The 26,290-nt window shown below is 56.4% G+C and carries 33 protein-coding genes; all 33 read left to right on the top strand.

The window, feature by feature from the left end; all coding sequences use genetic code 11:
- Positions 1-8 precede the first annotated feature (8 nt).
- The 33 genes from rpoB (at position 9) to J2887_RS17955 (ending at position 26,273) form a co-directional block, all read left to right on the top strand.
- Complete coding sequence (gene rpoB / locus J2887_RS18115) at positions 9-4,085, top strand: DNA-directed RNA polymerase subunit beta (protein ID WP_227172537.1); 4,077 nt, start codon at positions 9-11, stop codon at positions 4,083-4,085.
- 75 nt (positions 4,086-4,160) lie between these two features.
- Positions 4,161-8,369: a DNA-directed RNA polymerase subunit beta' gene (gene rpoC, locus J2887_RS18110; protein WP_227172536.1), complete on the top strand. Its 4,209-nt coding sequence runs from the start codon at positions 4,161-4,163 to the stop codon at positions 8,367-8,369.
- Positions 8,370-8,519: 150 nt separating this feature from the next.
- Positions 8,520-8,894: a 30S ribosomal protein S12 gene (gene rpsL, locus J2887_RS18105; RefSeq protein ID WP_008174844.1), complete on the top strand. Its 375-nt coding sequence runs from the start codon at positions 8,520-8,522 to the stop codon at positions 8,892-8,894.
- A gap of 128 nt (positions 8,895-9,022) precedes the next feature.
- Positions 9,023-9,493, top strand: a complete 471-nt coding sequence (rpsG, locus tag J2887_RS18100; RefSeq protein WP_227172535.1) for a 30S ribosomal protein S7 — start codon at positions 9,023-9,025, stop codon at positions 9,491-9,493.
- Between the two features lie 18 nt (positions 9,494-9,511).
- Positions 9,512-11,614, top strand: coding sequence for an elongation factor G (fusA, locus tag J2887_RS18095; protein ID WP_227172534.1), 2,103 nt, complete (start codon positions 9,512-9,514; stop codon positions 11,612-11,614).
- Between the two features lie 34 nt (positions 11,615-11,648).
- Positions 11,649-12,845, top strand: coding sequence for an elongation factor Tu (gene tuf / locus J2887_RS18090; RefSeq protein ID WP_227172533.1), 1,197 nt, complete (start codon positions 11,649-11,651; stop codon positions 12,843-12,845).
- Between the two features lie 194 nt (positions 12,846-13,039).
- Complete coding sequence (gene rpsJ, locus J2887_RS18085; RefSeq protein ID WP_004580743.1) at positions 13,040-13,351, top strand: 30S ribosomal protein S10; 312 nt, start codon at positions 13,040-13,042, stop codon at positions 13,349-13,351.
- A gap of 76 nt (positions 13,352-13,427) precedes the next feature.
- Positions 13,428-14,066: a 50S ribosomal protein L3 gene (gene rplC, locus J2887_RS18080; protein WP_227172532.1), complete on the top strand. Its 639-nt coding sequence runs from the start codon at positions 13,428-13,430 to the stop codon at positions 14,064-14,066.
- Positions 14,067-14,077: 11 nt separating this feature from the next.
- The gene (rplD, locus tag J2887_RS18075; RefSeq protein WP_227172531.1) at positions 14,078-14,683 is read left to right on the top strand and encodes a 50S ribosomal protein L4; all 606 of its coding nucleotides are present in this window, start codon (positions 14,078-14,080) and stop codon (positions 14,681-14,683) included.
- Positions 14,680-14,973, top strand: coding sequence for a 50S ribosomal protein L23 (gene rplW, locus J2887_RS18070; protein ID WP_227172530.1), 294 nt, complete (start codon positions 14,680-14,682; stop codon positions 14,971-14,973). Before rplD ends, rplW begins: the two co-directional genes overlap by 4 nt.
- 17 nt (positions 14,974-14,990) lie before the next feature.
- Positions 14,991-15,818 (top strand): 50S ribosomal protein L2, encoded by an 828-nt coding sequence (gene rplB, locus J2887_RS18065; protein ID WP_227172529.1) that lies wholly within the window; start codon positions 14,991-14,993, stop codon positions 15,816-15,818.
- Between the two features lie 23 nt (positions 15,819-15,841).
- Positions 15,842-16,117, top strand: coding sequence for a 30S ribosomal protein S19 (gene rpsS / locus J2887_RS18060; protein ID WP_106763876.1), 276 nt, complete (start codon positions 15,842-15,844; stop codon positions 16,115-16,117).
- Positions 16,118-16,134: 17 nt separating this feature from the next.
- The gene (gene rplV, locus J2887_RS18055; RefSeq protein ID WP_227172528.1) at positions 16,135-16,467 is read left to right on the top strand and encodes a 50S ribosomal protein L22; all 333 of its coding nucleotides are present in this window, start codon (positions 16,135-16,137) and stop codon (positions 16,465-16,467) included.
- Between the two features lie 11 nt (positions 16,468-16,478).
- Positions 16,479-17,162 (top strand): 30S ribosomal protein S3, encoded by a 684-nt coding sequence (rpsC, locus tag J2887_RS18050; RefSeq protein WP_227172527.1) that lies wholly within the window; start codon positions 16,479-16,481, stop codon positions 17,160-17,162.
- Between the two features lie 12 nt (positions 17,163-17,174).
- The gene (gene rplP / locus J2887_RS18045) at positions 17,175-17,588 is read left to right on the top strand and encodes a 50S ribosomal protein L16 (RefSeq protein ID WP_131481880.1); all 414 of its coding nucleotides are present in this window, start codon (positions 17,175-17,177) and stop codon (positions 17,586-17,588) included.
- A complete protein-coding gene (gene rpmC, locus J2887_RS18040; RefSeq protein WP_227172526.1) occupies positions 17,588-17,779 on the top strand; it encodes a 50S ribosomal protein L29 in 192 nt (63 codons plus the stop codon). Before rplP ends, rpmC begins: the two co-directional genes overlap by 1 nt.
- 1 nt (position 17,780) lies before the next feature.
- Positions 17,781-18,047, top strand: a complete 267-nt coding sequence (gene rpsQ, locus J2887_RS18035; protein ID WP_227172525.1) for a 30S ribosomal protein S17 — start codon at positions 17,781-17,783, stop codon at positions 18,045-18,047.
- Positions 18,048-18,105: 58 nt separating this feature from the next.
- On the top strand, positions 18,106-18,474 hold the full coding sequence (gene rplN / locus J2887_RS18030) for a 50S ribosomal protein L14 (protein ID WP_091814959.1): 369 nt from the start codon (positions 18,106-18,108) through the stop codon (positions 18,472-18,474).
- Between the two features lie 16 nt (positions 18,475-18,490).
- Positions 18,491-18,811 (top strand): 50S ribosomal protein L24, encoded by a 321-nt coding sequence (gene rplX / locus J2887_RS18025; RefSeq protein WP_227172524.1) that lies wholly within the window; start codon positions 18,491-18,493, stop codon positions 18,809-18,811.
- A 15-nt stretch (positions 18,812-18,826) separates the two neighbouring features.
- The gene (rplE, locus tag J2887_RS18020; protein WP_227172523.1) at positions 18,827-19,366 is read left to right on the top strand and encodes a 50S ribosomal protein L5; all 540 of its coding nucleotides are present in this window, start codon (positions 18,827-18,829) and stop codon (positions 19,364-19,366) included.
- Between the two features lie 12 nt (positions 19,367-19,378).
- A complete protein-coding gene (rpsN, locus tag J2887_RS18015; protein WP_227172522.1) occupies positions 19,379-19,684 on the top strand; it encodes a 30S ribosomal protein S14 in 306 nt (101 codons plus the stop codon).
- 90 nt (positions 19,685-19,774) lie between these two features.
- On the top strand, positions 19,775-20,167 hold the full coding sequence (gene rpsH / locus J2887_RS18010) for a 30S ribosomal protein S8 (protein ID WP_227172521.1): 393 nt from the start codon (positions 19,775-19,777) through the stop codon (positions 20,165-20,167).
- A 12-nt stretch (positions 20,168-20,179) separates the two neighbouring features.
- Entirely contained in the window at positions 20,180-20,713 is a 534-nt protein-coding gene (gene rplF / locus J2887_RS18005) for a 50S ribosomal protein L6 (RefSeq protein WP_227172520.1), read from the top strand.
- A gap of 9 nt (positions 20,714-20,722) precedes the next feature.
- Positions 20,723-21,070, top strand: coding sequence for a 50S ribosomal protein L18 (rplR, locus tag J2887_RS18000; RefSeq protein WP_227172519.1), 348 nt, complete (start codon positions 20,723-20,725; stop codon positions 21,068-21,070).
- Positions 21,071-21,082: 12 nt separating this feature from the next.
- Positions 21,083-21,583: a 30S ribosomal protein S5 gene (gene rpsE / locus J2887_RS17995; protein ID WP_227172518.1), complete on the top strand. Its 501-nt coding sequence runs from the start codon at positions 21,083-21,085 to the stop codon at positions 21,581-21,583.
- Positions 21,584-21,587: 4 nt separating this feature from the next.
- Positions 21,588-21,776 (top strand): 50S ribosomal protein L30, encoded by a 189-nt coding sequence (gene rpmD, locus J2887_RS17990; RefSeq protein WP_227172517.1) that lies wholly within the window; start codon positions 21,588-21,590, stop codon positions 21,774-21,776.
- 1 nt (position 21,777) lies between these two features.
- A complete protein-coding gene (gene rplO, locus J2887_RS17985) occupies positions 21,778-22,212 on the top strand; it encodes a 50S ribosomal protein L15 (protein ID WP_227172516.1) in 435 nt (144 codons plus the stop codon).
- A 17-nt stretch (positions 22,213-22,229) separates the two neighbouring features.
- Positions 22,230-23,552, top strand: a complete 1,323-nt coding sequence (gene secY / locus J2887_RS17980; RefSeq protein ID WP_227172515.1) for a preprotein translocase subunit SecY — start codon at positions 22,230-22,232, stop codon at positions 23,550-23,552.
- 29 nt (positions 23,553-23,581) lie between these two features.
- The gene (gene rpmJ / locus J2887_RS17975; protein WP_004580765.1) at positions 23,582-23,695 is read left to right on the top strand and encodes a 50S ribosomal protein L36; all 114 of its coding nucleotides are present in this window, start codon (positions 23,582-23,584) and stop codon (positions 23,693-23,695) included.
- A gap of 139 nt (positions 23,696-23,834) precedes the next feature.
- On the top strand, positions 23,835-24,191 hold the full coding sequence (gene rpsM, locus J2887_RS17970; protein ID WP_227172514.1) for a 30S ribosomal protein S13: 357 nt from the start codon (positions 23,835-23,837) through the stop codon (positions 24,189-24,191).
- A 13-nt stretch (positions 24,192-24,204) separates the two neighbouring features.
- Entirely contained in the window at positions 24,205-24,594 is a 390-nt protein-coding gene (rpsK, locus tag J2887_RS17965) for a 30S ribosomal protein S11 (RefSeq protein WP_007153992.1), read from the top strand.
- 18 nt (positions 24,595-24,612) lie between these two features.
- Entirely contained in the window at positions 24,613-25,233 is a 621-nt protein-coding gene (gene rpsD, locus J2887_RS17960) for a 30S ribosomal protein S4 (protein WP_227172513.1), read from the top strand.
- A 35-nt stretch (positions 25,234-25,268) separates the two neighbouring features.
- Positions 25,269-26,273 carry a DNA-directed RNA polymerase subunit alpha gene (locus J2887_RS17955; RefSeq protein ID WP_227172512.1) on the top strand — a complete coding sequence of 335 codons (1,005 nt, stop codon included), beginning with the start codon at positions 25,269-25,271 and terminating at the stop codon, positions 26,271-26,273.
- The last annotated feature ends 17 nt before the right edge of the window (positions 26,274-26,290 follow it).

Raw genomic sequence — 26,290 nt, 5'->3', positions numbered from 1 at the left:
GAATGCAGATGACTTACTCCTACACTGAGAAAAAGCGGATTCGCAAAGACTTTAGTAAATTGCCTTCCGTGATGGATGTCCCCTATTTGCTGTCTATTCAGCTGGATTCATATCGGGACTTCCTGCAAATGGAAGCGGCTGCGGAAGCGCGCCAGGAAACTGGCCTGCACGCAGCGTTCAAATCCGTATTCCCGATTGCCAGTTATTCTGGCAACGCGGCGCTCGAATACGTGAGTTATCGCATTGGCGAGCCGGTGTTCGACGTCAAGGAATGCCAGCTTCGGGGTGTGACCTACGCAGCGCCGTTGCGGGTGAAAGTCCGCTTGATCATTTATGACAAGGAATCGTCCAACAAGGCGATCAAGGACATCAAGGAACAGGAAGTCTACATGGGCGAAATGCCCCTGATGACAGAGAACGGTACCTTTATTGTCAACGGTACCGAGCGGGTGATTGTCTCCCAGCTGCACCGTTCCCCGGGTGTGTTCTTTGATCATGACAAGGGTAAGACCCACTCTTCCGGCAAGCTGCTCTACTCCGCGCGGGTGATTCCTTACCGTGGTTCCTGGTTGGACTTCGAGTTCGATCCCAAGGATTCCGTGTTCGTACGGATCGACCGTCGCCGGAAGCTGCCTGCCTCCATTCTGCTGCGTGCCATCGGTTACACGTCAGAGCAGATGCTGGAGATGTTCTTCGAGACGTCCAAGTTTACGATTGGCGAAACCGTCAGCAAGCTGGAGCTGGTGCCGAGCCGTCTGCGTGGTGACATCGCCACCTTTGACATCAAAGACAATGAAGGTGAAGTCATTGTTGAGGAAGGTCGCCGGGTTACCGCGCGGCATATCCGTCAGCTCGAGAAAGCCGGCATCACTGAACTGGAAGTGCCGTCCGAGTATCTCTATGGTCGCGTCATCGCGCGTGACATGGTCGATACCAAGAGCGGTGAGGTTCTGGTTGAGTGCAATACCGAAATTACTGAAGACGTCCTCACCAAGCTGCTGGACGCCGGTATCACCGAGCTTGAGACCCTGTACACCAATGATCTGGACTGCGGTCCGTTCATGTCTGACACCCTGCGCATTGATCCTACCCGCTCGCCGCTTGAGGCGCTGGTAGAAATCTATCGCATGATGCGCCCGGGTGAGCCGCCTACCAAAGAGTCGGCTGAAAATCTGTTTACCAATCTGTTCTTCTCCGACGAGCGTTACGACCTGTCTGGTGTGGGCCGCATGAAGCTCAACCGTCGTCTGGGGCGTGAGGAGAGCACCGGTCCGGGCACGCTGACCAACGAAGACATCATCGATGTCCTCAAGACTCTGATCAACATCCGTAACGGTCAGGGTAACGTCGACGATATCGATAACCTGGGCAACCGCCGTATCCGCTCTGTGGGCGAGATGGCCGAAAACCAGTTCCGCGTTGGCCTGGTACGGGTTGAGCGTGCAGTACGTGAGCGTCTGAGCCTGGCCGAAAGCGAAGGCCTGATGCCGCAGGACCTGATCAACGCCAAGCCGGTTGCGGCTGCCGTTAAAGAGTTCTTCGGCTCCAGTCAGCTGTCCCAGTTCATGGACCAGAACAACCCGCTGTCCGAGGTTACTCACAAGCGTCGTGTGTCCGCGCTTGGGCCGGGTGGTCTGACCCGTGAGCGTGCCGGCTTTGAGGTGCGGGACGTGCATCCGACCCATTACGGTCGGGTTTGTCCAATCGAGACGCCGGAAGGGCCGAACATCGGTCTGATCAACTCGCTGGCAACCTACTCCCGGACCAACTCCTACGGTTTCCTGGAGAGTCCGTACCGCAAAGTGGTTGATGGCCAGGTGACCGATGAGATCGCCTACCTGTCGGCCATTGAGGAAAGCAACTACGTTATCGCCCAGGCCAGTGCCGCGGTGGATGAGAATGGTCGCCTGGCGGATGAGCTGGTTACGGTTCGTCACCTCAACGAATTCACCGTGACGCCGCCGGAAAACGTTACCTTCATGGACGTTTCTCCGCGTCAGGTTGTTTCGGTTGCGGCCTCACTGATTCCGTTCCTGGAGCACGATGATGCCAACCGCGCCCTGATGGGTGCGAACATGCAGCGTCAGGCTGTGCCCACCCTGCGCGCCGACAAGCCGCTGGTTGGTACCGGCATTGAGCGAATTGTGGCGCAGGACTCCGGTGTCTGTGTGACCGCCCGTCGTGGCGGTGTGATCGAGAGCGTTGATGCGGCCCGTATCGTGGTGCGTGTCAATGACGCCGAGACCGAAGCCGGTGACGCTGGTGTGGATATTTACAACCTCACCAAGTACACCCGCTCCAACCAGAACACCTGCATCAACCAGCGTTCCATCGTGAAGCAGGGCGATGAGATTGCCCGTGGTGACGTGCTCGCCGACGGTCCGTCTGTGGATCTGGGCGAACTGGCCCTGGGTCAGAACATGCGCATCGCGTTCATGCCTTGGAACGGTTACAACTTTGAGGATTCCATCCTGGTCTCCGAGAAAGTTGTGCAGGAAGACCGCTTTACCACGATCCACATTCAGGAACTGACCTGTGTGGCCCGTGACACCAAGCTGGGCAGTGAGGAAATCACCGCTGATATTCCGAACGTGGGTGAGAGTGCTCTGTCCAAGCTGGATGAATCCGGCATTGTCTACATCGGCGCCGAAGTCGGCCCGGGTGACATCCTGGTGGGTAAAGTGACGCCGAAGGGTGAGACCCAGCTGACGCCGGAAGAGAAGCTGCTGCGTGCGATCTTTGGTGAGAAAGCCTCGGATGTGAAGGACACCTCCGCGCGGGTATCGACCGGTACCCGGGGTACCGTCATCGACGTCCAGGTCTTTACCCGTGATGGTATCGAGAAGGACCAGCGTGCCCAGTCCATCGAGAAAGAGCAGCTGGACAAGTACCGCAAGGACCTGAAAGACGAGTACCGCATTGTTGAAGGTGCCACTTACGAGCGTCTGATGAACGCCCTCAAGGGTCAGGAGATCCTCAGTGGTCCGGGCCTGAAGAAAGGCGCCACTCTGGAAGAGAGCTATCTGGCCGAGCTGCCGCGGGATGACTGGTTCAAGCTGCGTCTGAAAGACGAGCCGCTGAACGAACTGCTGGAGAAATCCGAGCAGAGCCTGGAAGACCGCAAGAAGGAGCACGAGCAGCGTTTTGAAGACAAGAAGCGCAAGCTCCAGCAGGGCGATGACCTGGCGCCGGGCGTACTGAAGATCGTCAAGGTCTACCTGGCCATCAAGCGTCGCATCCAGCCGGGTGACAAGATGGCGGGTCGTCACGGTAACAAGGGTGTTATCTCCGCGGTCATGCCGATCGAGGACATGCCGTACGATGAGCTGGGCAACCCGGTCGATGTGGTGCTCAACCCGCTGGGTGTTCCTTCCCGGATGAACGTTGGTCAGGTGCTGGAAACTCACCTGGGCGCTGCCGCCAAGGGCCTGGGCGTCAAGATCAACGCGATGCTGGAAGCGCAGCGCAAGGTCGCCGAAATTCGCGAACTGCTGGCTGAGATCTATAATCACAGTGACGAGGTGTCTGCGGTTCAGCTTGAGAGCCTCAGCGATTCCGAGATCCTGGAGCTGGCGGACAACCTGCGTGGCGGTGTGCCGATGGCAACAGCCGTGTTTGATGGTGCCAAGGAAGCTGAGGTCAAGCGTATGCTTGAGCTGGCGGACATGGACACCAGCGGTCAGGTAACGCTGTACGATGGCCGCACCGGCGATCAGTTCGACCGCCCGGTGACTGTTGGCTACATGTACATGCTCAAGCTCAACCACCTCATCGATGACAAGATGCACGCCCGTTCCACCGGCTCCTACAGCCTGGTGACCCAGCAGCCGCTGGGTGGTAAGGCGCAGTTTGGTGGTCAGCGCTTCGGGGAGATGGAAGTGTGGGCACTGGAAGCATACGGTGCCGCCTACACCCTGCAGGAAATGCTTACCGTCAAATCTGATGATGTGAACGGTCGGACCAAGATGTACAAGAACATCGTGGATGGCGACCATCGTATGGAACCGGGCATGCCCGAGTCCTTCAATGTTCTTGTCAAGGAAATCCGCTCGCTGGGTATCGACATCGAGTTGGAATCCGACTGAGCCGAATTGTTTTGGCAGCGTGAGCGGGCACCGTCGGTGCCCGCCCGAGATTAACGCCATCCGGAGCTGTTACTGATGAAAGATTTGCTGAATCTTCTCAAGAACCAGAACCAAAAGCAGGAATTTGATGCCATCCGTATTGGCCTGGCATCGCCGGACATGATCCGTTCCTGGTCTTTTGGTGAGGTTAAAAAGCCAGAAACCATTAACTACCGTACCTTCAAGCCGGAGCGTGACGGTCTGTTCTGCGCCAAGATTTTTGGCCCGATCAAGGACTACGAGTGCCTGTGCGGTAAGTACAAGCGCCTGAAGCATCGGGGTGTGATCTGTGAAAAGTGCGGCGTCGAAGTCGCCCTGGCCAATGTTCGCCGTGAGCGGATGGGCCACATCGAGCTGGCCAGCCCGGTTGCCCACATCTGGTTCCTGAAGTCACTGCCGTCCCGTATCGGCTTGATGCTGGACATGACCCTGCGGGACATCGAGCGGGTCCTGTACTTCGAATCGTTCATCGTGATCGATCCCGGCATGACCACGCTGGAACGTGGCCAGCTGCTGAACGATGAGCAGTACTTCGAGGCATTGGAAGAGTTCGGTGACGAATTCGATGCCCGCATGGGTGCCGAGGCCGTCAAGGCCCTGCTGGAAGACATTGATCTGAACGCCGAAATTGAGACCCTGCGGGAAGAGATTCCGCAGACCAATTCTGAGACCAAGATCAAGAAGTTCAGCAAGCGGCTGAAAATCCTCGAGGCCTTTGCCAACTCCGGCAACCGCCCTGGCGACATGATCATGACCGTGCTGCCGGTACTGCCGCCGGATCTGCGCCCGCTGGTTCCGCTGGACGGTGGCCGCTTCGCCACCTCCGACCTGAACGATCTGTATCGTCGGGTGATCAACCGGAACAACCGTCTCAAGCGCCTGCTGGAGCTGAACGCACCGGACATCATCGTGCGCAACGAAAAGCGGATGCTGCAGGAAGCGGTCGACGCCCTGCTGGATAACGGTCGTCGCGGTCGGGCCATCACTGGCACCAACAAGCGCCCGCTGAAATCCCTGGCTGACATGATCAAGGGTAAACAGGGTCGTTTCCGTCAGAACCTGCTGGGTAAGCGGGTGGACTACTCTGGCCGTTCGGTCATCGTGGTTGGTCCTTATCTTCGTCTGCACCAGTGTGGTCTGCCGAAGAAGATGGCGCTGGAGCTGTTCAAACCGTTCATCTTTGCCAAGCTTGAGCATCGTGGCCTAGCCACCACCATCAAGGCGGCCAAGAAGATGGTCGAGCGCGAAGAGGCGGTGGTTTGGGATATCCTCGATGAGGTTATCCGCGAGCATCCGATCATGCTGAACCGGGCGCCGACCCTGCACCGTCTGGGTATCCAGGCGTTCGAGCCGGTACTGATCGAAGGTAAGGCCATCCAGCTGCACCCGCTGGTCTGTGCGGCCTACAACGCCGACTTCGACGGTGACCAGATGGCGGTACACGTACCGCTGACCCTGGAAGCTCAGCTCGAAGCGCGGGCACTGATGATGTCCACCAACAACGTGCTGTCGCCGGCTAACGGCGAGCCGATCATCGTGCCTTCCCAGGACGTGGTTCTGGGGCTGTACTACATGACCCGTGAGCGCAAGAACGCTCTGGGTGAAGGCATGGTCTTTGCCGACACCAAGGAAGTTCACCGCGCCTACGGTGCCAAGAAAGTCGATCTGCAGGCCAGAATCAAGGTTCGTATCCGCGAAGTCAGCGTCAGCGAAGAAGGTGAGAGCACCGAGTCCAGCAATCTGGTGGAAACCACCGTTGGTCGTGCGCTGCTGTTTGATATCGTGCCTGACGGTATGCCGTTTGAGATCGTCAACAAGCCGATGGTGAAGAAGGCGATCTCCAACCTGATCAACGTCTGCTACCGCACCGTGGGTCTGAAGGAATCGGTCATCTTTGCGGATCAGCTGATGTACACCGGTTTCCACTACGCCACCGTGTCCGGCACCTCCATTGGTGTTAACGACTTCGAAATTCCGCCCGAGAAATACGAAATGGTCGAGGCTGCGGAAGACGAAGTTAAGGAAATCGAGTCCCAGTACGCGTCCGGTCTGCTGACCCAGGGCGAGAAGTACAACAAGGTGATCGATATCTGGTCCCGCGCCAACGACAAGGTGTCGAAGGCAATGATGGAGCGCCTGGCGAAAGAGCCGGTGTTCGGTCCAGATGGTGAGGTTGTTGTCGACGAAAACGGCGAGGAAGTGACTCAGGAGTCCTTCAACTCGGTTTACATGATGGCCGACTCCGGCGCCCGGGGCTCTGCGGCGCAGATCCGTCAGCTGGCGGGGATGCGGGGCCTGATGGCCAAGCCGGATGGCTCCATCATCGAGACGCCGATCACCGCGAACTTCCGTGAAGGTCTGAACGTACTGCAGTACTTCATCTCCACTCACGGTGCCCGTAAGGGTCTGGCGGATACCGCACTGAAGACGGCGAACTCCGGTTATCTGACCCGTCGTCTGGTAGACGTATCCCAGGATTTGGTTGTTACCGAGAACGATTGTGGTACCGAAGAAGGTCTGCTGATGACGCCGCACATCGAAGGCGGCGACGTGGTTGTGCCTCTGGGCGACCGGGTGCTGGGTCGGGTTACTGCGCGTGACGTGTTCACGCCAACCGACAAAGAGAACGCGGTGGTACCGGCTGGCACCCTGCTGGATGAGAAGACCATCGAAATGGTCGAGCGCGCGGGTGTGGATGAGATCTGGGTTCGCTCAGCGATCACCTGTGACACCAAGCACGGTGTCTGTTCCCAGTGCTACGGCCGCGATCTGGCCCGTGGCCACTTGGTCAACGTTGGTGAGGCGGTCGGTGTTATTGCTGCCCAGTCCATCGGTGAGCCGGGTACCCAGCTCACCATGCGTACCTTCCACATCGGTGGTGCGGCGAGCCGGGCTTCAGCGGTAGACAACATTCAGGTCAAGCACGGTGGTACCGTTCGCCTGCATAACCTGAAGTCGATCGAGAAGAACGACGGCAGCCTGGTTGTGGTTTCCCGTTCCTCCGCGCTGGCGGTTGCTGATGAGCAGGGCCGTGAGCGTGAGTGGTACAAGCTTCCGTACGGTGCGGTGCTGTCCGTCAAGCATGGCGATGCAGTCGACGCCGGCGTCGTGGTGGCGAAGTGGGATCCCCACACTCACCCGATCATCGCCGAGGGTGCGGGTACTGCGAAATTTGTTGGCATGGACCAGGGCATTACTGTCCGCACCCAGACCGACGAGCTGACTGGCCTGTCCACCGTTCAGGTGATCGACCCGAAGGAGCGTCCTGCGGCGGGTAAGGACATTCGTCCGATGGTGCAGGTGCTTGACGAAAATGGCGAAGAAGTGGTGCTGCCCGGCGGAAGTCCGGCCCAGTACTTCCTGCCGGCCAACGCCCTGATCACCCTCAGTGACGGCGGTAAGGTCGAGCTGGGTGACGTGGTTGCGCGTATTCCGCAGGAAAGCTCGAAGACCCGGGACATCACCGGTGGTCTGCCACGGGTTGCCGACCTGTTCGAGGCTCGTCGTCCGAAGGAGCCGTCCATCCTGGCCGAGATCACCGGTATGGTGTCATTCGGCAAGGAGACCAAAGGTAAGAAGCGTCTGGTGATCACGCCGAAGGATGGCGACCCGTATGAGGTGCTGATTCCGAAATGGCGCCAGCTCAACGTGTTCGAAGGTGAGACCGTTGAGAAGGGTGAGGTGATCTCTGATGGTCCGTCCAACCCCCATGACATCCTGCGACTGCTGGGTGTGGTGGAGCTGGCGAAGTACATCACCAACGAGATCCAGGACGTTTACCGTCTGCAGGGCGTTGTCATCAACGATAAACACATTGAGGTTATCGTCCGCCAGATGCTGCGCAAGGTCGAGATCACCAGCCCGGGCGATACCGAGCTGCTGTCCGGCGATCAGGTGGAGTACAACCAGTTTATCGAAGCCAATGACAAGGCCGAGGCTGAGGACAAGGAACCGGCGAAGTGCGAGCGTCTGCTGCTGGGTATCACCAAGGCATCGCTGGCGACTGAGTCCTTTATCTCCGCAGCGTCGTTCCAGGAAACCACCCGGGTACTGACCGAAGGTGCGGTGACTGGCAAGCGTGATTACCTGCGCGGGCTGAAGGAAAACGTGGTAGTGGGTCGTCTGATCCCGGCCGGTACTGGCCTGGCCTACCACAATGAGCGTCGTCGCAAGCGTGACCTGGAAGAGCAGGGCGTAACTGCCGAGGACGTGGTTGAAGCGCTGAGTGCAGAGCTCAACCGCTAACTGCCGGAATCTACGGATCCGGTAGTTGGTTAAAAAGGAATCAGTCTTCTTGACTGACCTGGGGCGCAGGCTTACACTTGCGTCCCTTAATTTTACCCCCGCTCGCTCGGGGGTAAGTTTCATTGATTAGGTTTATTGGAGTTTGCTTACATGGCAACGATTAACCAGTTGGTACGTAAGCCTCGTAAACGTAAGGTGGCCAAGAGTGACGTTCCGGCCCTGCAGGCTTGCCCGCAGCGTCGTGGCGTATGCACCCGTGTCTACACCACCACGCCGAAGAAGCCGAACTCAGCACTGCGTAAAGTGTGCCGTGTTCGTCTGACCAACGGCTACGAGGTTTCCTCTTACATTGGTGGTGAAGGTCACAACCTTCAGGAGCACAGCGTTGTACTGATCCGTGGCGGTCGAGTAAAAGACCTTCCGGGTGTGCGCTATCACACTGTTCGCGGAACACTGGACACCCAGGGTGTACAGAACCGTAAGCAGGGCCGCTCCAAGTACGGTGCTAAACGACCCAAGTCCTGATATCCCTCGCGGGTGTCTTTTATCGTTGCCATGTCTGATGGTGATATGTGAAACGGTAAGAGTAAGGCTGAGTAGCATCTGCTATCTCAGGGGTTCCTGAAGACCTTTTGTTTATTGAGGGCTTATCGATGCCTAGAAGAAGAGTTGCAGCTAAACGGGAAATTATCCCGGATCCCAAGTTCGGTAGCCAGCGTCTGGCCAAGTTCATCAACCACGTGATGGAGTCTGGCAAGAAGTCTGTGGCTGAGCGCATTGTTTATGGCGCGCTTGATATTGTTGCCGACAAGTCCAAGGAAGAGCCGATCGACATGTTCGAGAAGGCCCTGGAAAACATCCAGCCGATGGTTGAGGTTAAGTCCCGTCGTGTGGGTGGTGCTACCTACCAGGTGCCGGTAGAAGTACGGCCTTCCCGTCAGAACGCGCTGGCCATGCGCTGGCTCGTTGAATTCTCACGGAAGCGTGGTGAGAAGTCCATGGCTCAGCGTCTGGCAGGTGAAATCCTGGACGCCGTAGAGAGCAAGGGCGCCGCCGTTAAGAAGCGTGAAGACGTTCATCGCATGGCAGAAGCCAACAAGGCTTTCTCCCACTTCCGTTTCTAATTATTTGAGGTTCATACAGTGGCACGTACGACTCCTATCAAGCGCTATAGAAATATCGGGATTTGCGCGCACGTAGATGCGGGTAAAACCACGACCACCGAGCGGATTCTGTACTATACCGGCCGTAGCCATAAAATGGGTGAAACCCATGACGGTGCGTCAACAACTGACTGGATGGCCCAGGAGCAGGAGCGTGGTATTACCATTACCTCCGCAGCCGTGACTACGTTCTGGCAGGGCATGGACAAGCAGTTCGAGAAGCACCGGGTAAACATCATCGACACCCCTGGGCACGTTGACTTCACGATTGAGGTTGAGCGCTCTCTGCGGGTGTTGGATGGCGCTGTGGTTGTCTTCTGCGCGTCCTCCGGTGTTGAGCCGCAGTCTGAAACGGTATGGCGTCAGGCTAACAAGTACGAAGTCCCGCGGATGGTTTTTGTCAACAAGATGGACCGTGCCGGGGCCAACTTCCTGCGCGTTGTTGACCAGATCAAGAACCGTCTGGGTGCGACGCCTGTACCCATTCAGTTGCCGATCGGTGCTGAAGACGAGTTCCAGGGCGTTGTGGATCTGATCCGCATGAAGGCCATCTACTGGAACGAAGATGATGCCGGTATGACTTACGAGGAGAAGGACATTCCTGCCGAAATGCAGGATGAGTGCGACTCCTACCGTGAGCAAATGGTTGAGGCAGCTGCCGAAGCCAGCGAAGAGCTGATGGAAAAGTACCTCGAAGGCGGTGAGCTCACCAACGACGAGGTCAAGAAGGCTCTGCGTCAACGTACCCTGGCCAATGAAATCGTTCTGGCAACCTGTGGTTCGGCGTTCAAGAACAAGGGCGTTCAGGCGGTTCTGGATGCAGTTGTTGAGTTTCTGCCGGCTCCTGATGAGGTTAAGGCGATTCGCGGTGAGGTTGATGAGGACGGTACGGAAGAGACTCGTCCTGTTGATGATGACGCTCCATTTGCTGCTCTGGCCTTCAAAATTGCTACTGACCCATTTGTGGGTACTCTGACGTTCTTCCGGGTTTACTCCGGCAAGATGGAGTCCGGTAACGCGGTCTTTAACTCTGTGAAGGGTAAAAAAGAGCGTATCGGTCGTATGGTGCAAATGCACGCCAACGATCGAGAGGAGATCAAAGAAGTTCTTGCTGGCGATATCGCTGCCGCAATTGGACTTAAGAATGTCACCACCGGTGATACGCTGTGCGACGAAAATGCCAAGATTATTCTTGAGCGTATGGAGTTTCCCGAGCCGGTTATCTCTGTGGCAGTTGAGCCGAAGTCCAAGGCCGATCAGGAGAAGATGGGTATTGCGCTTGGCAAGCTGGCTCAGGAAGATCCGTCTTTCCGTGTTCGCACTGACGAAGAATCCGGCCAGACCATCATCTCCGGTATGGGTGAGCTTCACCTGGACATTATCGTCGATCGTATGCGTCGTGAGTTCAAGGTTGAGGCCAATATTGGTAAGCCGCAGGTGGCCTATCGTGAGTGCATCCGCAAGCCGGCCGACGTTGAGGGTAAGTTTGTTCGTCAGTCCGGTGGTCGTGGTCAGTACGGTCACGTCAAGGTCAAGCTTGAGCCGCTGCCGCTGGATGACGATACCGAGAACTTCATCTTCGTGAATGAGATCGTTGGTGGTGTGGTTCCGAAGGAATACATCCCGGCGGTCCAGCAGGGTATCGAGGAGCAGATGCAGAACGGCTGTCTGGCCGGCTATCCGCTGCTTGGTATCAAGGCCACTCTGTACGATGGCTCCTACCACGATGTGGACTCCAACGAAATGGCGTTCAAGATCGCAGGTTCCATGGCCATGAAGCAGGGTGCTCTGGAAGCCAGCCCGGCACTGCTTGAGCCGATCATGAAAGTCGAGGTCGTTACCCCGGAAGATTATATGGGTGACGTCGTTGGTGACCTGAACCGTCGTCGTGGCGTGATTCAGGGTATGGATGAGAACCCCTCCGGTAAGCTTATCCGGGCTGAGGTTCCGCTGGCGGAGATGTTCGGTTACGCCACCGATCTGCGTTCCGCAACGCAGGGTCGGGCGTCTTACTCCATGGAGTTCTCCGGTTACTCGGAGGCGCCTTCGAACATTGCCGACGCAATCATTAAAAAGGGTTGATACCCGGACTTAAGAAACAGGAAGAGGTGTAACCGTGTCTAAAGAAAAATTTGAACGTAGTAAACCACACGTCAACGTCGGCACTATCGGTCACGTTGACCATGGTAAAACCACTCTGACAGCTGCTCTGACTCGTGTGTGTCACGAAGTTTGGGGTACCGGTACTGCCAGTGCGTTCGACCAGATCGATAACGCTCCGGAAGAAAAGGCGCGTGGTATCACCATCGCGACTTCTCACGTTGAGTACGATTCTCCGATCCGTCACTACGCACACGTTGACTGCCCGGGCCACGCCGACTATGTGAAGAACATGATCACCGGTGCTGCCCAGATGGACGGTGCGATCCTGGTTTGCTCCGCAGCTGACGGCCCCATGCCGCAGACTCGTGAGCACATCCTGCTGTCCCGTCAGGTTGGTGTTCCGTACATCGTCGTGTTCCTGAACAAGGCCGACATGGTCGACGACGAAGAGCTGCTGGAACTGGTTGAGATGGAAGTTCGTGATCTGCTGAGCCAGTACGACTTCCCGGGTGACGACACTCCGATCATCACCGGTTCCGCGCTGATGGCGCTGGAAGGCAAAGACGACAACGAGATGGGTACTACCGCTGTTAAGAAGCTGGTAGAAGCTCTGGATGACTACATCCCTGAGCCGGAGCGTGCGATCGATCAGCCGTTCCTGATGCCGATCGAGGACGTCTTCTCCATCTCCGGTCGTGGTACTGTGGTAACCGGTCGTGTTGAGCGTGGCATCATCAAGGTTGGTGACGAAGTGGAAATCGTGGGTATTCGCGAGACCACCAAGACCACCTGTACTGGTGTTGAGATGTTCCGCAAGCTGCTGGACGAAGGCCGTGCCGGTGAGAACGTTGGTGTTCTGCTGCGTGGTACCAAGCGTGACGACGTTGAGCGTGGTCAGGTTCTGGCAGTGCCGGGTTCCATCAACCCGCACACCAAGTTCGAGTGCGAAGTGTACGTTCTGAGCAAGGACGAGGGTGGTCGTCACACTCCGTTCTTCAAGGGCTACCGTCCGCAGTTCTACTTCCGGACCACTGACGTGACCGGTTCCTGTGAGCTGCCGGAAGGCGTTGAAATGGTAATGCCGGGTGATAACGTCAAGATGGACGTTACTCTGATCGCTCCGATCGCGATGGAAGAAGGTCTGCGCTTCGCCATCCGTGAAGGCGGCCGTACCGTTGGTGCCGGCGTTGTTGCCAAAATCGTCGAGTAATTTGATACTCGAATGATTTCGGGAAGGGGGCTGCTGATGCAGCCCCCTTTTTCTATCCCGAAATTCCGTATCCCGGCAGTTGACCAGGGGGGGGATTCCCCTTGCTTGACATGGCTGGGTAATATGCATACAATGCGGCTCCTTTTTTTGAAGGTCGGCTAAAAGTAGCTGCTACGAGTGGAGTTTGGTGCATCATGCAAAGCCAAAAAATCAGAATCCGGTTGAAGGCGTTTGATTACCGCCTGATCGACCAGTCCACGCAGGAGATTGTCGATACCGCCAAGCGGACCGGCGCTCAAGTGCGTGGCCCTATTCCTCTGCCGACGCGGAAGGAAAAGTACACCGTCCTGATCTCCCCGCACGTCAACAAAGACGCGCGTGATCAGTACGAGATTCGTACCCACAAGCGTCTGCTCGACATTGTTGAGCCGACGGAGAAGACAGTGGATGCTCTGATGAAACTGGACCTGGCAGCAGGTGTAGACGTTCAGATCAGCCTCGGCTAATACCGCCCGGTATTAGTCTGTGTAACTGTCGTACGGCCATAGAGGGTGAGAGCCCCGTACACTTAAGAGGTGAAACATGGCAATTGGTGTTGTCGGTCGCAAGGCCGGTATGACCCGTATTTTTACGGAAGACGGGCAGTCTGTGCCCGTAACGGTAATTGAGGTTGAACCCAACCGCATTACCCAACTCAAAACTCTGGAAAGCGATGGCTATCGTGCGGTTCAGGTAACCGTCGGTGCGCGTCGTTCCTCTCGTGTGACCAAGGCCGAAGCGGGCCACTTTGCCAAGGCGGGCGTTGAAGCCGGCCGTGGCGTGTGGGAATTCCGTCTGGCTGACGGTGAAGGCGAAGACCTGGCTGCCGGTGGTGAGATTACTGCTGCCCAGTTTGAAGATGGCCAGGTTGTTGACGCCATCGGTCGTTCCAAGGGTAAAGGCTTCCAGGGCGGCGTTAAGCGCTGGAACTTCTCCATGCAGGATGCCACTCACGGTAACTCTCTGTCTCACCGTGCACCGGGTTCCATTGGTCAGAACCAGACCCCGGGCAAGGTATTCAAGGGCAAGAAGATGGCCGGTCAGATGGGTAATGCTCAGGTTACTGTGCAGAACCTTCAGGTTGTCCGTGTCGATGCCGAGCGCAACTTGCTGCTGATCCGTGGTGCTGTTCCAGGCGCTACCGGTGGCGATGTTGTCATCAAGCCTGCAGTTAAAGCCTGAGGAGCGGTGCGATGGAATTGACTATTACAGGTAGCGGTAAGGGAATCTCGGTTTCCGATTCCGCGTTCGCCAAAGATTTTAACGAAGCGCTGGTTCACCAGGTCGTTACCGCATTCATGGCGGCCGGTCGTCAGGGCACCCGTGCCCAGAAGACCCGCTCTGAAGTGTCCGGTGGCGGTAAGAAGCCGTGGCGCCAGAAGGGCACCGGTCGTGCCCGTGCTGGTACCATCCGTAGCCCGCTGTGGCGCTCCGGTGGCACCACCTTCGCTGCCAAGCCTCAGAACTTCGAGCAGAAGGTTAACCGCAAGATGTACCGTGCGGCCCTGCGCTCTATTTTCTCTGAGCTGGTTCGTCAGGAGCGTTTGGTTGTGGTCGACGACGTTGTCGTCGAGTCTCCCAAGACCAAGGCCTTCAATGCAAAGCTCAAGGACCTGGGTGTTGATAGTGCCCTGATCCTGGCCGAGACCGTTGAACAGAACCTTCATCTGGCTTCCCGCAACATTCCGCACGTTGACGTGCGTGACGTTGCCGGCCTGGACCCGGTCAGCCTGGTAGCCTTCGAGAAGGTTGTGGTTACCGTTCCGGCTCTGAAGAAGATCGAGGAGATGCTGGGATGAATCAGGAACGTATTTATAAGGTCCTGCTTGGGCCGCACGTATCAGAGAAGGCCTCCATGGCAGCTGAGCGTGGTCAGGTGGTATTTCGTGTTGCCCCTGATGCCACCAAGCCTGAGATCAAGAAAGCCGTTGAGCAGCTGTTCAACGTTACCGTAGAAGGTGTTCAGGTTCTGAACCGTAAGGGTAAGCTCAAGCGTACTATCCGTGGGTTCGGCAAGCGTAATGATCTTCGCAAGGCTTATGTGAAGCTTGCGGAAGGTCAGGACATCGATTTTATGGATGTGGAATAAGGTAAAGGGGTCGTAATATGCCGATCGTCAAAACCAAGCCAACATCTGCCGGCCGCCGCCACGTTGTAAAGATCTCTAATCCGGACCTGTACAAAGGGCGCCCTTACGCACCGTTGGTAGAATCGCAAAGCAAATCGGGTGGTCGTAACCATAATGGTCGCATCACAACCCGTCACGTTGGTGGTGGTCACAAGCAGCACTACCGTGTAATCGATTTCAAGCGGGCCAAAGATGGCATTCCGGCGACTATTGAGCGCCTGGAATACGATCCGAACCGCTCTGCGCACATCGCCCTGCTGAAGTACGCCGATGGCGAGCGTCGTTACATCATCGCTCCCAAAGGTGTTAAAGCTGGCGATCAGGTGCGCTCCGGCGTCGACGCGCCGATCAAGGTGGGCTCCACGCTGCCGATCCGGAACATTCCGGTCGGTTCCGTGATCCACTGCGTCGAACTCAAGCCTGGCAAAGGTGCCCAGCTGGCTCGTTCTGCGGGCGCATCCGTACAGCTGGTAGCTCGGGAGGGGGCATACGCCACCATCCGCCTGCGTTCAGGTGAAATGCGTAAGGTGCTTGTTGAGTGTCGTGCAACGTTGGGTGAAGTGTCCAACAGCGAACACAGTCTCAAGCAGCTTGGTAAAGCGGGTGCATCACGTTGGCGTGGCAAGCGGCCAACAGTACGTGGTGTTGCTATGAACCCAGTTGACCACCCGCATGGTGGTGGTGAAGGGCGTACCTCTGGTGGACGTCACCCTGTTACTCCTTGGGGTGTTCCGACCAAAGGGCATAAAACTCGTAAGAACAAGCGTACTGACAAGATGATCGTACGTCGTCGTTCGGCCAAGTAAACGACTACATAGAGGTAAATGCTGTGCCACGTTCTTTGAAGAAAGGTCCTTTTATAGACCTGCATCTGTTGAAGAAGGTTGAGGCAGCTCTGGAAAGCAACGACAAGCGGCCGATCAAAACCTGGTCCCGCCGGTCCACAGTCTTTCCGGAGATGGTAGGCCTGACCATTGCAGTCCATAACGGCAAGCAACACGTGCCTGTCTATGTCACCGAAGACATGGTCGGTCATAAGCTGGGTGAGTTCGCGGCAACGCGGACCTACCGCGGCCATGCAGCCGACAAGAAAGCTAAACGCTGATTGTGAGGGGAATAGAAATGGAAGTAGCGGCTAAGTACAAGGGCGCTCGCCTCTCTGCTCAGAAAGCTCGTCTTGTTGCTGACCAGGTACGCGGCAAGGCTGTTGAGGACGCCCTGAACATTCTGACTTTCAGCCCGAAGAAAGCAGCCGTGGTTATCAAGAAAGCTCTTGAGTCCGCGATTGCCAACGCTGAGCACAACGAAGGTCTGGACGTAGATGATCTGCGGGTCTCCACCATCATGGTGGATGAAGGTCCGACGCTCAAGCGCATCAAAGCTCGAGCCAAGGGGCGCGCTGACCGGATTTTCAAGCGCACCTGCCATATCACCGTCAAGGTCGCCGACAAGTAGGAGATGCTCAGATGGGTCATAAAGTAAATCCAACCGGCATTCGCCTGGGTGTGATCAAAGAGCACAACTCAGTCTGGTATGCCGAAAAGCAGGAATACGCGAAGAACCTCCTGAACGACATTGAGGTTCGCGAATTCCTCGACAAGCGTCTGGTAAAGGCGTCTGTCAGCAAGATTGTGATCGAGCGCCCGGCTCAGAACGCCCGCATCACGATCCATACTGCCCGTCCCGGTATTGTTATCGGTAAGAAGGGTGAAGATGTTGACCGTCTGCGTCGCGAAGTCAGCGACATGATGGGTGTGCCCGTGCACATCAACATCGAAGAGGTCCGTAAGCCGGATCTGGATGCCCGCCTGGTTGCCCAGAACGTAGCTGGTCAGCTGGAGCGTCGTGTGATGTTCCGTCGCGCCATGAAGCGTGCGGTTCAGAACGCAATGCGCCAAGGCGCAAAAGGTATCAAGATTCAGGTCGGTGGCCGTCTTGGGGGTGCTGAAATCGCTCGTTCCGAGTGGTATCGCGAAGGTCGCGTTCCGCTGCACACACTGCGTGCAGACATTGATTACGCAACCTACGAAGCGCATACCACCTACGGCGTTATCGGCGTTAAGGTATGGATCTTCAAGGGCGAGATTCTTGGTGGTATGGAGCAGGTCCGTGCTGACAAGAATGCCTCTCGCAAGAAAGGTTCTAAGTAAAGGGGCACTCGTATGCTGCAGCCAAAACGCACCAAATTTCGCAAGGTAATGAAAGGCCGTAACACCGGTCTCGCTCAGCGCGGTAACAAGGTGAGCTTCGGTGAGTACGGATTGAAAGCGACCAGCCGTGGCCGTATAACTGCTCGCCAGATTGAGGCGGCACGTCGGACCATGACTCGTCGGATTAAGCGGGGCGGTAAGATCTGGATCCGGGTTTTCCCGGACAAGCCGATCACCGGCAAGCCGCTGGAAGTACGTATGGGTAAAGGTAAGGGTTCCGTCGAGTACTGGGTGGCTGAAATTCAGCCCGGCAAGATGCTGTACGAGATGGAAGGTGTTGCCGAGGACGTCGCGCGTGAGGCCTTTACTCTGGCCGCCGCGAAGCTGCCCGTGTCAACCACCTTTGTAACGAGGACGGTGATGTGATGAAAGCAACAGAGCTGCGTGAAAAATCAGTCGAGGAGCTGAACAACGAGCTGATCGACCTGCTGAAAGAGCAGTTCAACCTGCGCATGCGCAAGGCGACAGGTCAGCTTAATCAGTCTCATCTCCTCGCCAAGGTTAAGCGTGACATCGCTCGCGTTAAAACAGTGTTGAACGAAAAGGCGGGACAGTGACATGACCGAAGCTACCAAAACTGCCAGAACCCTGAGCGGCAAGGTCGTGAGCAACAAGATGGACAAGTCCATCGTTGTAATGGTTGAGCGTCGGGTCAAGCACCCGCTGTACGGCAAGTACGTTAAGCGTTCAACCAAAGTGCAAGCGCACGACGAAACTAATCAATGCAACATCGGTGACATCGTAACCATCCAGGAGACTCGTCCGCTCTCGAAGAACAAGAGCTGGGCCCTGGTAGAAGTCACTGTGCAAGCATCCAAGGTGTAACTCGCCCGGACGGTGAGTCTTGTCGTAACGGCAAAGTGGTTTCTGCTGGAGAACAACCATGATTCAGACTCAAACAATGCTTGAAGTCGCGGACAACAGCGGTGCACGTCAAGTTCAGTGCATCAAAGTCCTGGGCGGTTCACATCGGCGTTATGCCAGCGTTGGGGATATCATCAAGGTAACCGTTAAGGAAGCCATCCCCCGCGGTAAAGTGAAGAAAGGCCAGGTCCTGAACGCTGTCGTAGTACGTACCCGTAAAGGTGTACGTCGTCCCGACGGTTCGCTGATCCGTTTTGACGGAAACGCGGCTGTACTTCTGAACAATCAGGACGCCCCTATCGGTACCCGTATCTTCGGACCGGTTACCCGTGAACTGCGTAATGAAAAGTTCATGAAAATTATTTCACTGGCACCCGAAGTACTGTAAGGACTAGAGGCCGGTTATGAAAAAGATCAAACGAGATGACGAAGTAATCGTCACCACGGGAAAAGACAAGGGCAAACGTGGTAAAGTCCTGAAAGTTCAGGACGACGGCCGTCTGGTGGTTTCTGGGATCAATATGATCAAGAAGCACACCAAGCCGAACCCCATGCTCGGCACCCCCGGTGGCATCGTCGAGAAAGAAGCACCTATCCAGGCTTCCAACGTGGCTATTTTTAATCCGCAGACCGGCAAAGCCGATCGCGTAGGCTTCCAGGTTAAGGAAGACGGCGCAAAAGTGCGGATCTTCAAGTCCACGAATGAAGCTGTCGATAACCAGTAAGCGGTGGTGGTTACGATGCTTAACATGAAAGAGCAGTACAGTAAGGAAGTGGTACCTGCCCTGCAGAAAGAGTTCGGCTACAAGAACGTGATGCAGGTGCCGCGTATCGAGAAGATCACCCTGAACATGGGTGTCGGCGAAGCTGTAGGTGACAAGAAGCTGATCGAGAATGCCGTCGCGGATCTGGAGCGTCTGGCTGGTCAGAAAGTTGTTGTTACCAAGGCTCGCAAGTCTGTTGCGGGTTTCAAAATCCGTGAAGGCTGGCCGATTGGCTGCAAGGTAACCCTGCGCGGCGAGCGTATGTGGGACTTCTTCGACCGTCTGGTTCACATCGCGATTCCTCGCGTTCGTGACTTCCGTGGTCTGAACCCGAAGTCTTTCGACGGTCGCGGCAACTACAGCATGGGTGTGCGTGAGCAGATTATCTTCCCCGAGATCGAGTACGACAAAGTCGACAAGATCCGTGGTCTGGATATCACCATCACCACCTCAGCCGGTACCGATGACGAAGGTCGTGAACTGCTGAAAGCGTTCGGCTTTCCGTTCAAGAAATAAGGAATCCGTGTTATGGCAAAGGTTTCCATGAAGAACCGAGAGCTCAAGCGCGAGAAGACCGTTGCGAAATTCGCAGCGAAGCGTGCAGAGCTCAAGGCGATCATCAAGAACCCGAACTCCAGCGACGAAGACCGTTGGGATGCGCAGATGAAGCTGCAAAAGCTTCCTCGTAATGCGAACCCGGTACGTCTCCGTAATCGTTGTCAGGTAACTGGCCGTCCCCACGGCGTCCTGCGCAAGTTCCAGCTGTCCCGCATTAAACTGCGTGAAGCCGGCATGCGTGGCGACGTACCGGGTCTGACCAAGTCTAGCTGGTAAGATTGGCGCCTTCCCGCAAGGAGAAGGTGCCCGTTGGTAAGCGGTGCGGCAAGCCGCTGCACAACTAAAAAGATCAGGAGCCTCATACCGATGAGTATGCAAGACACGCTTGCGGATATGATCACTCGTATTCGTAATGCACAGATGGCACAGAAGGCCGACGTGGCCATGCCGTCTTCCAAAATCAAGGTCTCCGTAGCCCAGGTCCTGAAGGACGAAGGTTACGTTGAAGACTTTTCCGTTTCAGCCGACGCCAAGCCCGAGCTGACCATTACCCTGAAATACTTCGGCGGCAAGCCCGTTATCGAAGACATTCAGCGGGCCAGCCGCCCGAGTCTGCGCCAGTACCGTGGCGCTGGGGAACTGCCGAAAGTAGCCGGTGGTTTGGGTGTCGCCATTGTCTCTACGTCCAAGGGCGTAATGACTGACCGTGCCGCGCGTTCCGCCGGCGTGGGTGGCGAAGTCATCTGCACCGTATTCTAAAGGGAGATAACGATGTCCAGGGTTGCCAATAATCCTGTCGTTCTGCCTTCCGGTGTTGAGGTTAAGCTGAACGGACAGGAAATCAATGTGAAGGGCTCTAAAGGAGCGCTTCAACTCACCGTACATCAGGCCGTCGAAGTTACGCAGGAAGAAAACGTTCTGCGCTTCGCCGCTCGTGATGGCGCCAAGCAGTCCCGCGCTCTCGCAGGTACCACCCGTGCGCTGGTCAACAACATGGTCACCGGTGTGTCTGCGGGCTTCGAGCGTAAACTCCAGCTTGTGGGCGTTGGATACCGTGCCCAGGCGCAGGGTAAGAAGCTCAATCTGACACTGGGTTTCTCTCACCCGGTCGAGCACGAGCTGCCCGAGGGGATCACCGCTGAAACGCCTTCCCAGACGGAAGTTGTTATCCGCGGGATCGACAAGCAACAGGTTGGCCAGGTCGCTGCGGAAATCCGCGCTTACCGTCCGCCCGAGCCTTATAAAGGTAAAGGTGTTCGTTATGCGGATGAGCAGGTCAGACGCAAAGAAGCCAAGAAGAAATAAGGCGGGACTATGAGCGCGAATAACGAAAGACTGCGTCGCGCACGTAAGGTGCGCATGAAGATTCGTGAACTGGGTAGTAACCGTCTGAGCGTACACCGTACGCCCCGGCACATGTACGCCCAGGTCACCACTGCCGATGGCAGCAAAGTGCTGGCTTCTGCCTCCACGTTGGACAAAGAGTTGCGCCAGGGTGCAACCGGTAACGTGGAAGCCGCCAAGAAGGTCGGTCAGCTGATCGCTGAACGTGCCAAGGCGGCTGGTGTTGAAAAGGTCGCCTTTGACCGTTCCGGTTACCGTTATCACGGCCGTGTTCAGGCACTCGCCGACGCGGCCCGTGAAGCTGGCTTGCAATTCTAAGAGGTGGAGAAGATGAGCGTTAACGATCAGAAAGCGCCTGAGCTCCAGGAAAAGCTGGTTCAGGTAAACCGGGTCGCCAAAGTCGTAAAAGGTGGCCGTATTTTCGCTTTCACCGCACTGACCGTAGTGGGTGATGGCAAAGGCCGTGTAGGCTTTGGTCGTGGCAAGGCACGTGAAGTGCCGGTTGCGATCCAGAAGGCTATGGAAGCCGCGCGTAAGAACATGGTGGACGTTGCTCTCGACGGCACCACCTTGCAGTACCCGGTTAAAGCCGTTCACGGCGGTTCCAAGGTGTACATGCAGCCTGCGTCCGAAGGTACTGGAATCATCGCCGGTGGTGCGATGCGTGCGGTACTGGAAGTGGCCGGTGTTCAGAACGTACTGTCCAAGTGTTACGGCTCGACCAATCCGGTCAACGTGGTCCGTTCCACTATCAAGGGTCTCCAGGCAATGAAGTCGCCTGAAGATATCGCAGCTAAGCGCGGCAAGACCGTGGAAGACATTCTGGGTTGAAGTCATGGCGAATGCTAAAAAGATCAAGGTTACACTGACCCGCAGCCCGATCAGCTGTCAGCCCAACCACAAACTGTGTGTGAAGGGCCTGGGTCTTCGCAAAATCGGTCATACCGTGGAAGTGGAGGATACTCCTTCCGTTCGCGGCATGATCAACAAGGTGAACTACCTGGTACGGGTGGAGGAGAACTAAGATGCGTTTGAACGAACTTAGTCCGGAACCCGGTTCACGCCCGAGCGCCAAGCGCGTCGGTCGCGGTATCGGTAGCGGTCTCGGTAAAACCGGTGGTCGTGGTCACAAAGGTCTGAAGTCCCGTTCTGGCGGCTCCGTCGCACCGGGATTTGAGGGTGGTCAGCAGCCGCTGGCTCGCCGTCTGCCCAAGTACGGCTTTACTTCCCGTCAGCAGCGTTACGTGGCGGAAATCCGCCTGAATGAGCTGGCAAAGGTGGAAGGCGACGTGGTTGACCTGGAAGCCCTGAAGAAGGCGGACATCATCCGTGAGGAGATCCGTTCTGCCAAGGTTATCCTGTCCGGCGAGTTGAGCCGTGCGGTGACCGTCAAGGGCTTGAAGGTTACCAAAGGCGCTCGTGAGGCGATTACAGCCGCGGGCGGAAAAGTCGAGGACTAAGACGAGTCGAGGACTAAATGGCCAAGACAGCATCATTGCCTGCTGGCGCGGGAAAAGGACTGGCAGAGCTGCGTTCGCGGCTCTGGTTTGTACTGCTGGCACTGTTGGTGTACCGGATCGGTGCCCACATCCCGGTGCCGGGTATCAATCCCGATCGGCTGGCGGCACTGTTTGATCAGAATCAGGGCACAATCCTGAGTCTGTTCAACATGTTTTCCGGTGGTGCGCTTGAGCGGATGAGTATCTTCGCGTTGGGGATCATGCCCTACATCTCGGCCTCGATCATCATGCAGCTCATGACTGCGGTCAGTCCGCAGCTTGAGCAGCTGAAGAAAGAAGGCGAGGCGGGACGACGCAAGATCAGTCAGTACACTCGTTACGGAACCGTGATCCTGGCCCTGGTCCAGGGTCTTGGCATTTCTGTAGGACTGGCTTCCCAGGGAGTCACCTTCAGTGACAGCTTCAACTTCCACTTTGTGGCGGTGGTGTCGTTTGTATGTGGCGCTGTCTTCATGATGTGGCTGGGTGAGCAGATCACTGAGCGCGGTATCGGTAACGGCATTTCGTTGCTGATCTTCGCGGGCATCGTGGCCGGCTTGCCGGGCGCGATCGGTCAGACCCTGGAGCAGGCCCGCAGCGGCGAGATGAACCTGCTGGTGGTGCTGGCAATTGGCCTCCTCGCGGTGGTTGTGGTTGGCTTCGTGGTGTTCATGGAGCGTGGTCAGCGTCGATTGACGATCAACTATGCCAAGCGGCAGCAGGGGCGCCGGGTGTTTGCCCAGCAATCCAGCCACTTGCCGTTGAAAGTCAACATGGCCGGCGTGATTCCGCCGATCTTCGCTTCCTCCATTCTGCTGTTCCCTGCGTCGCTGGGTCAGTGGTTCGGGCAGGGCGAAGGTATGGAGTGGCTGGGCAGTCTGTCCCAGGCACTGGCCCCGAGTCAGCCGTTGTATATCATCCTGTTCGCGGTAGCTGTGGTATTCTTCTGCTACTTCTACACGGCGTTGATGTATAACCCCAAGGAAGTGGCCGACAACCTCAAGCGGTCCGGCGCGTTTATCCCCGGGATTCGTCCTGGTGATCAGACCGCCAAGTACATCGACGGTGTCTTGACTCGACTGACTCTGTTCGGTGCGATCTATATCGCAGCGGTGTCCCTGTTCCCTCAGTTCCTGATGGTAGCCGGGAACGTGCCTTTCTATCTGGGCGGTACGTCGCTGTTGATTGTTGTAGTCGTGGTGATGGATTTCATGGCGCAGGTGCAGTCTCACCTGATGTCCCATCAGTATGAATCGCTGATGAAGAAGTCCAATCTCAAGGGCTATGGTCGGAACGGCTAAGCCGTTCCCCTTGAAAACTGGAGTGGACAATGAAAGTACGCGCTTCGGTAAAGAAAATTTGCCGTAACTGCAAAGTAATTCGTCGCAATGGCTCAGTTCGAGTCATCTGCACGGAGCCTCGTCACAAGCAGCGCCAGGGCTGATTCCTCAGGAATCGGATTCTGACATTGCCGGGGTACGGGATAGTAGCGCTTGATCTTTTTCTGGTCAGGCGCTATTATTTCGCGCCCTTTTTGTGGCGGAAAATTCACACAGCAAAGCTTTGAATGCGGAGTAATCTGAATGGCACGTATAGCCGGTGTCAATATACCCGACAACAAACATGCTGTTATCTCACTGACCTACATTTTTGGGGTTGGTCGGACAGCAGCTCAGAAGCTTTGCGATGCAGCCGGCGTACAGCCGGACGCCAAGGTTAAAGACCTCTCCGACGATCAGGTTGAAGCACTTCGTACTGAAGTGGGCAAGCTGACTGTCGAAGGCGATCTGCGTCGTGAAGTTCAGATGAACATTAAGCGTTTGAAGGATCTCGGCTGCTTCCGTGGTCTGCGTCACCGTCATGGACTGCCTGTCCGTGGCCAGCGCACGAAGACCAACGCTCGCACCCGTAAAGGTCCTCGCAAACCTATTCGCAAGTAACAGGTAGGCAAACATGGCAAAGCCAGGTACACGTACCCGTAAAAAGGTGAAAAAGACGGTTGTTGATGGCGTCGCGCACATCCACGCGTCCTTCAACAACACCATCGTGACCATTTCTGATCGTCAGGGCAACGTCCTGTCCTGGGCTACCTCCGGTGGTTCCGGGTTCCGCGGGTCACGTAAGAGTACACCTTTTGCTGCGCAGGTAGCAGCTGAAAGAGCCGGTAACGCGGCTGCTGAATACGGCCTTAAAAACCTGGATGTAGAGGTTAAGGGTCCTGGGCCCGGACGGGAATCTGCAGTTCGTGCGCTGAACGCGTGCGGCTACAAGATCACCAACATCACAGATGTGACGCCGATTCCGCACAACGGCTGTCGTCCGCCCAAGAAGCGCCGCGTCTAAGACAGGAGACAGTGAGATATGGCACGTTACATAGGTCCAAAATGTAAACTGTCTCGTCGCGAAGGGACAGATCTTTTTCTGAAGAGCGGTGCTCGCGCACTCGATTCAAAGTGTAACATCGAAACTCCGCCAGGCATGCACGGCGCTCGTCGTGGCCGCCTGTCCGAGTACGGTGTCCAGCTGCGTGAAAAGCAGAAGGTTCGTCGTATCTACGGCGTTCTGGAAAAGCAGTTCCGCAACTATTACTCCGAGGCTGCCCGCCTGAAGGGTGCAACAGGTGAAAACCTGCTGCAGCTTCTGGAAGGTCGTCTGGACAACGTAGTTTACCGCATGGGTTTTGGTTCGACCCGTGCTGAATCCCGTCAGCTCGTTTCTCACAAAGCGATTCTGGTGAACGACAAGGTAGTGAACATTCCTTCCTACCAGGTCAAGCCGGGCGACGTTGTGAGCATCCGTGAGAAGGCAAAGAACCAGCTGCGCATCAAAGGCGCTCTGGATATCGCTGCCGGTCGCGCTCCTGTGAGCTGGGTAGAGGTCGACGCCAGCAAGATGTCAGGCGTTTATAAGTCAGTGCCTGAGCGCATTGAACTGCCGGCCGACATCAACGAGAACCTCATCGTCGAGCTTTACTCGAAGTAAAGCCCAGTTAGCAACGAGAGCAGATAGGGGCGTCTATGCAGCGTTCAGTACATGAGTTATTGACACCTCGTACCATCGACGTAAAGGAATCGAGCAGCACTCGTGCCAAGGTAACTCTGGAGCCGCTTGAGCGTGGCTTCGGTCATACCCTCGGCAGTGCACTGCGTCGGATACTCTTGTCGTCCATGCCGGGCTGTGCCATCACTGAGGCGCAGATTGACGGTGTGCTGCATGAGTACAGCGCGATCGAGGGTGTCCAGGAGGATGTCATTGAGATTCTTCTGAATCTCAAGGGTGTGGCCGTCAAGATGGCCGATCGGGACGAAGCTGAGCTGACCCTCAGCAAGAAAGGTCCAGGTCCTGTCACGGCCGGCGATATCAAGCTGGATCACAACGTCGAGATTGCGAATCCTGAGCACGTGATCTGTCACCTGAGCGACAACGGTGACATGAACATGCGTCTCAAGATTGTTCGTGGTCGCGGATACGAGGCCGCTGACCAGCGTGGTCTGGACGAAGACGAGACCCGCGCGATTGGACGCCTGCAGCTGGACGCAACGTACAGTCCGGTACGTCGTGTTGCCTACGCGGTTGAAAGTGCCCGTGTTGAGCAGCGTACGGACCTGGACAAGCTGGTTATTGATCTGGAGACCAATGGTACCATCGACCCGGAAGAAGCGATTCGTCGGGCCGCGACCATTCTCCAGCAACAGCTGGCAGTGTTTGTCGACTTCGATCACGAGAAAGAGCCGGAGCGCGTAGAGGAAGAGGAAGAAATTGATCCGATTCTGCTGCGTCCGGTGGATGATCTGGAGCTGACCGTGCGTTCAGCCAACTGCTTGAAGGCAGAAAACATTTACTACATCGGCGATCTGATTCAGCGCACCGAAGTGGAGCTGCTGAAGACGCCTAACCTGGGTAAGAAGTCGCTTACCGAGATCAAGGACGTACTGGCCTCGCGTGGTCTGTCCTTGGGTATGCGTCTTGATAACTGGCCGCCGGCGAGCCTTCGTGGCGACGACCGGGTTCTGGGCGGTTAATCGCCGAATTGGTAGTT

Origin of the sequence: Marinobacter sp. CA1 (genome assembly GCF_020546665.1) — a bacterium.
GTDB lineage: Bacteria > Pseudomonadota > Gammaproteobacteria > Pseudomonadales > Oleiphilaceae > Marinobacter > Marinobacter xestospongiae.
Note: the sequence above shows the minus strand (reverse complement) of the source record. Positions and strands in the feature narration are given on the sequence as shown.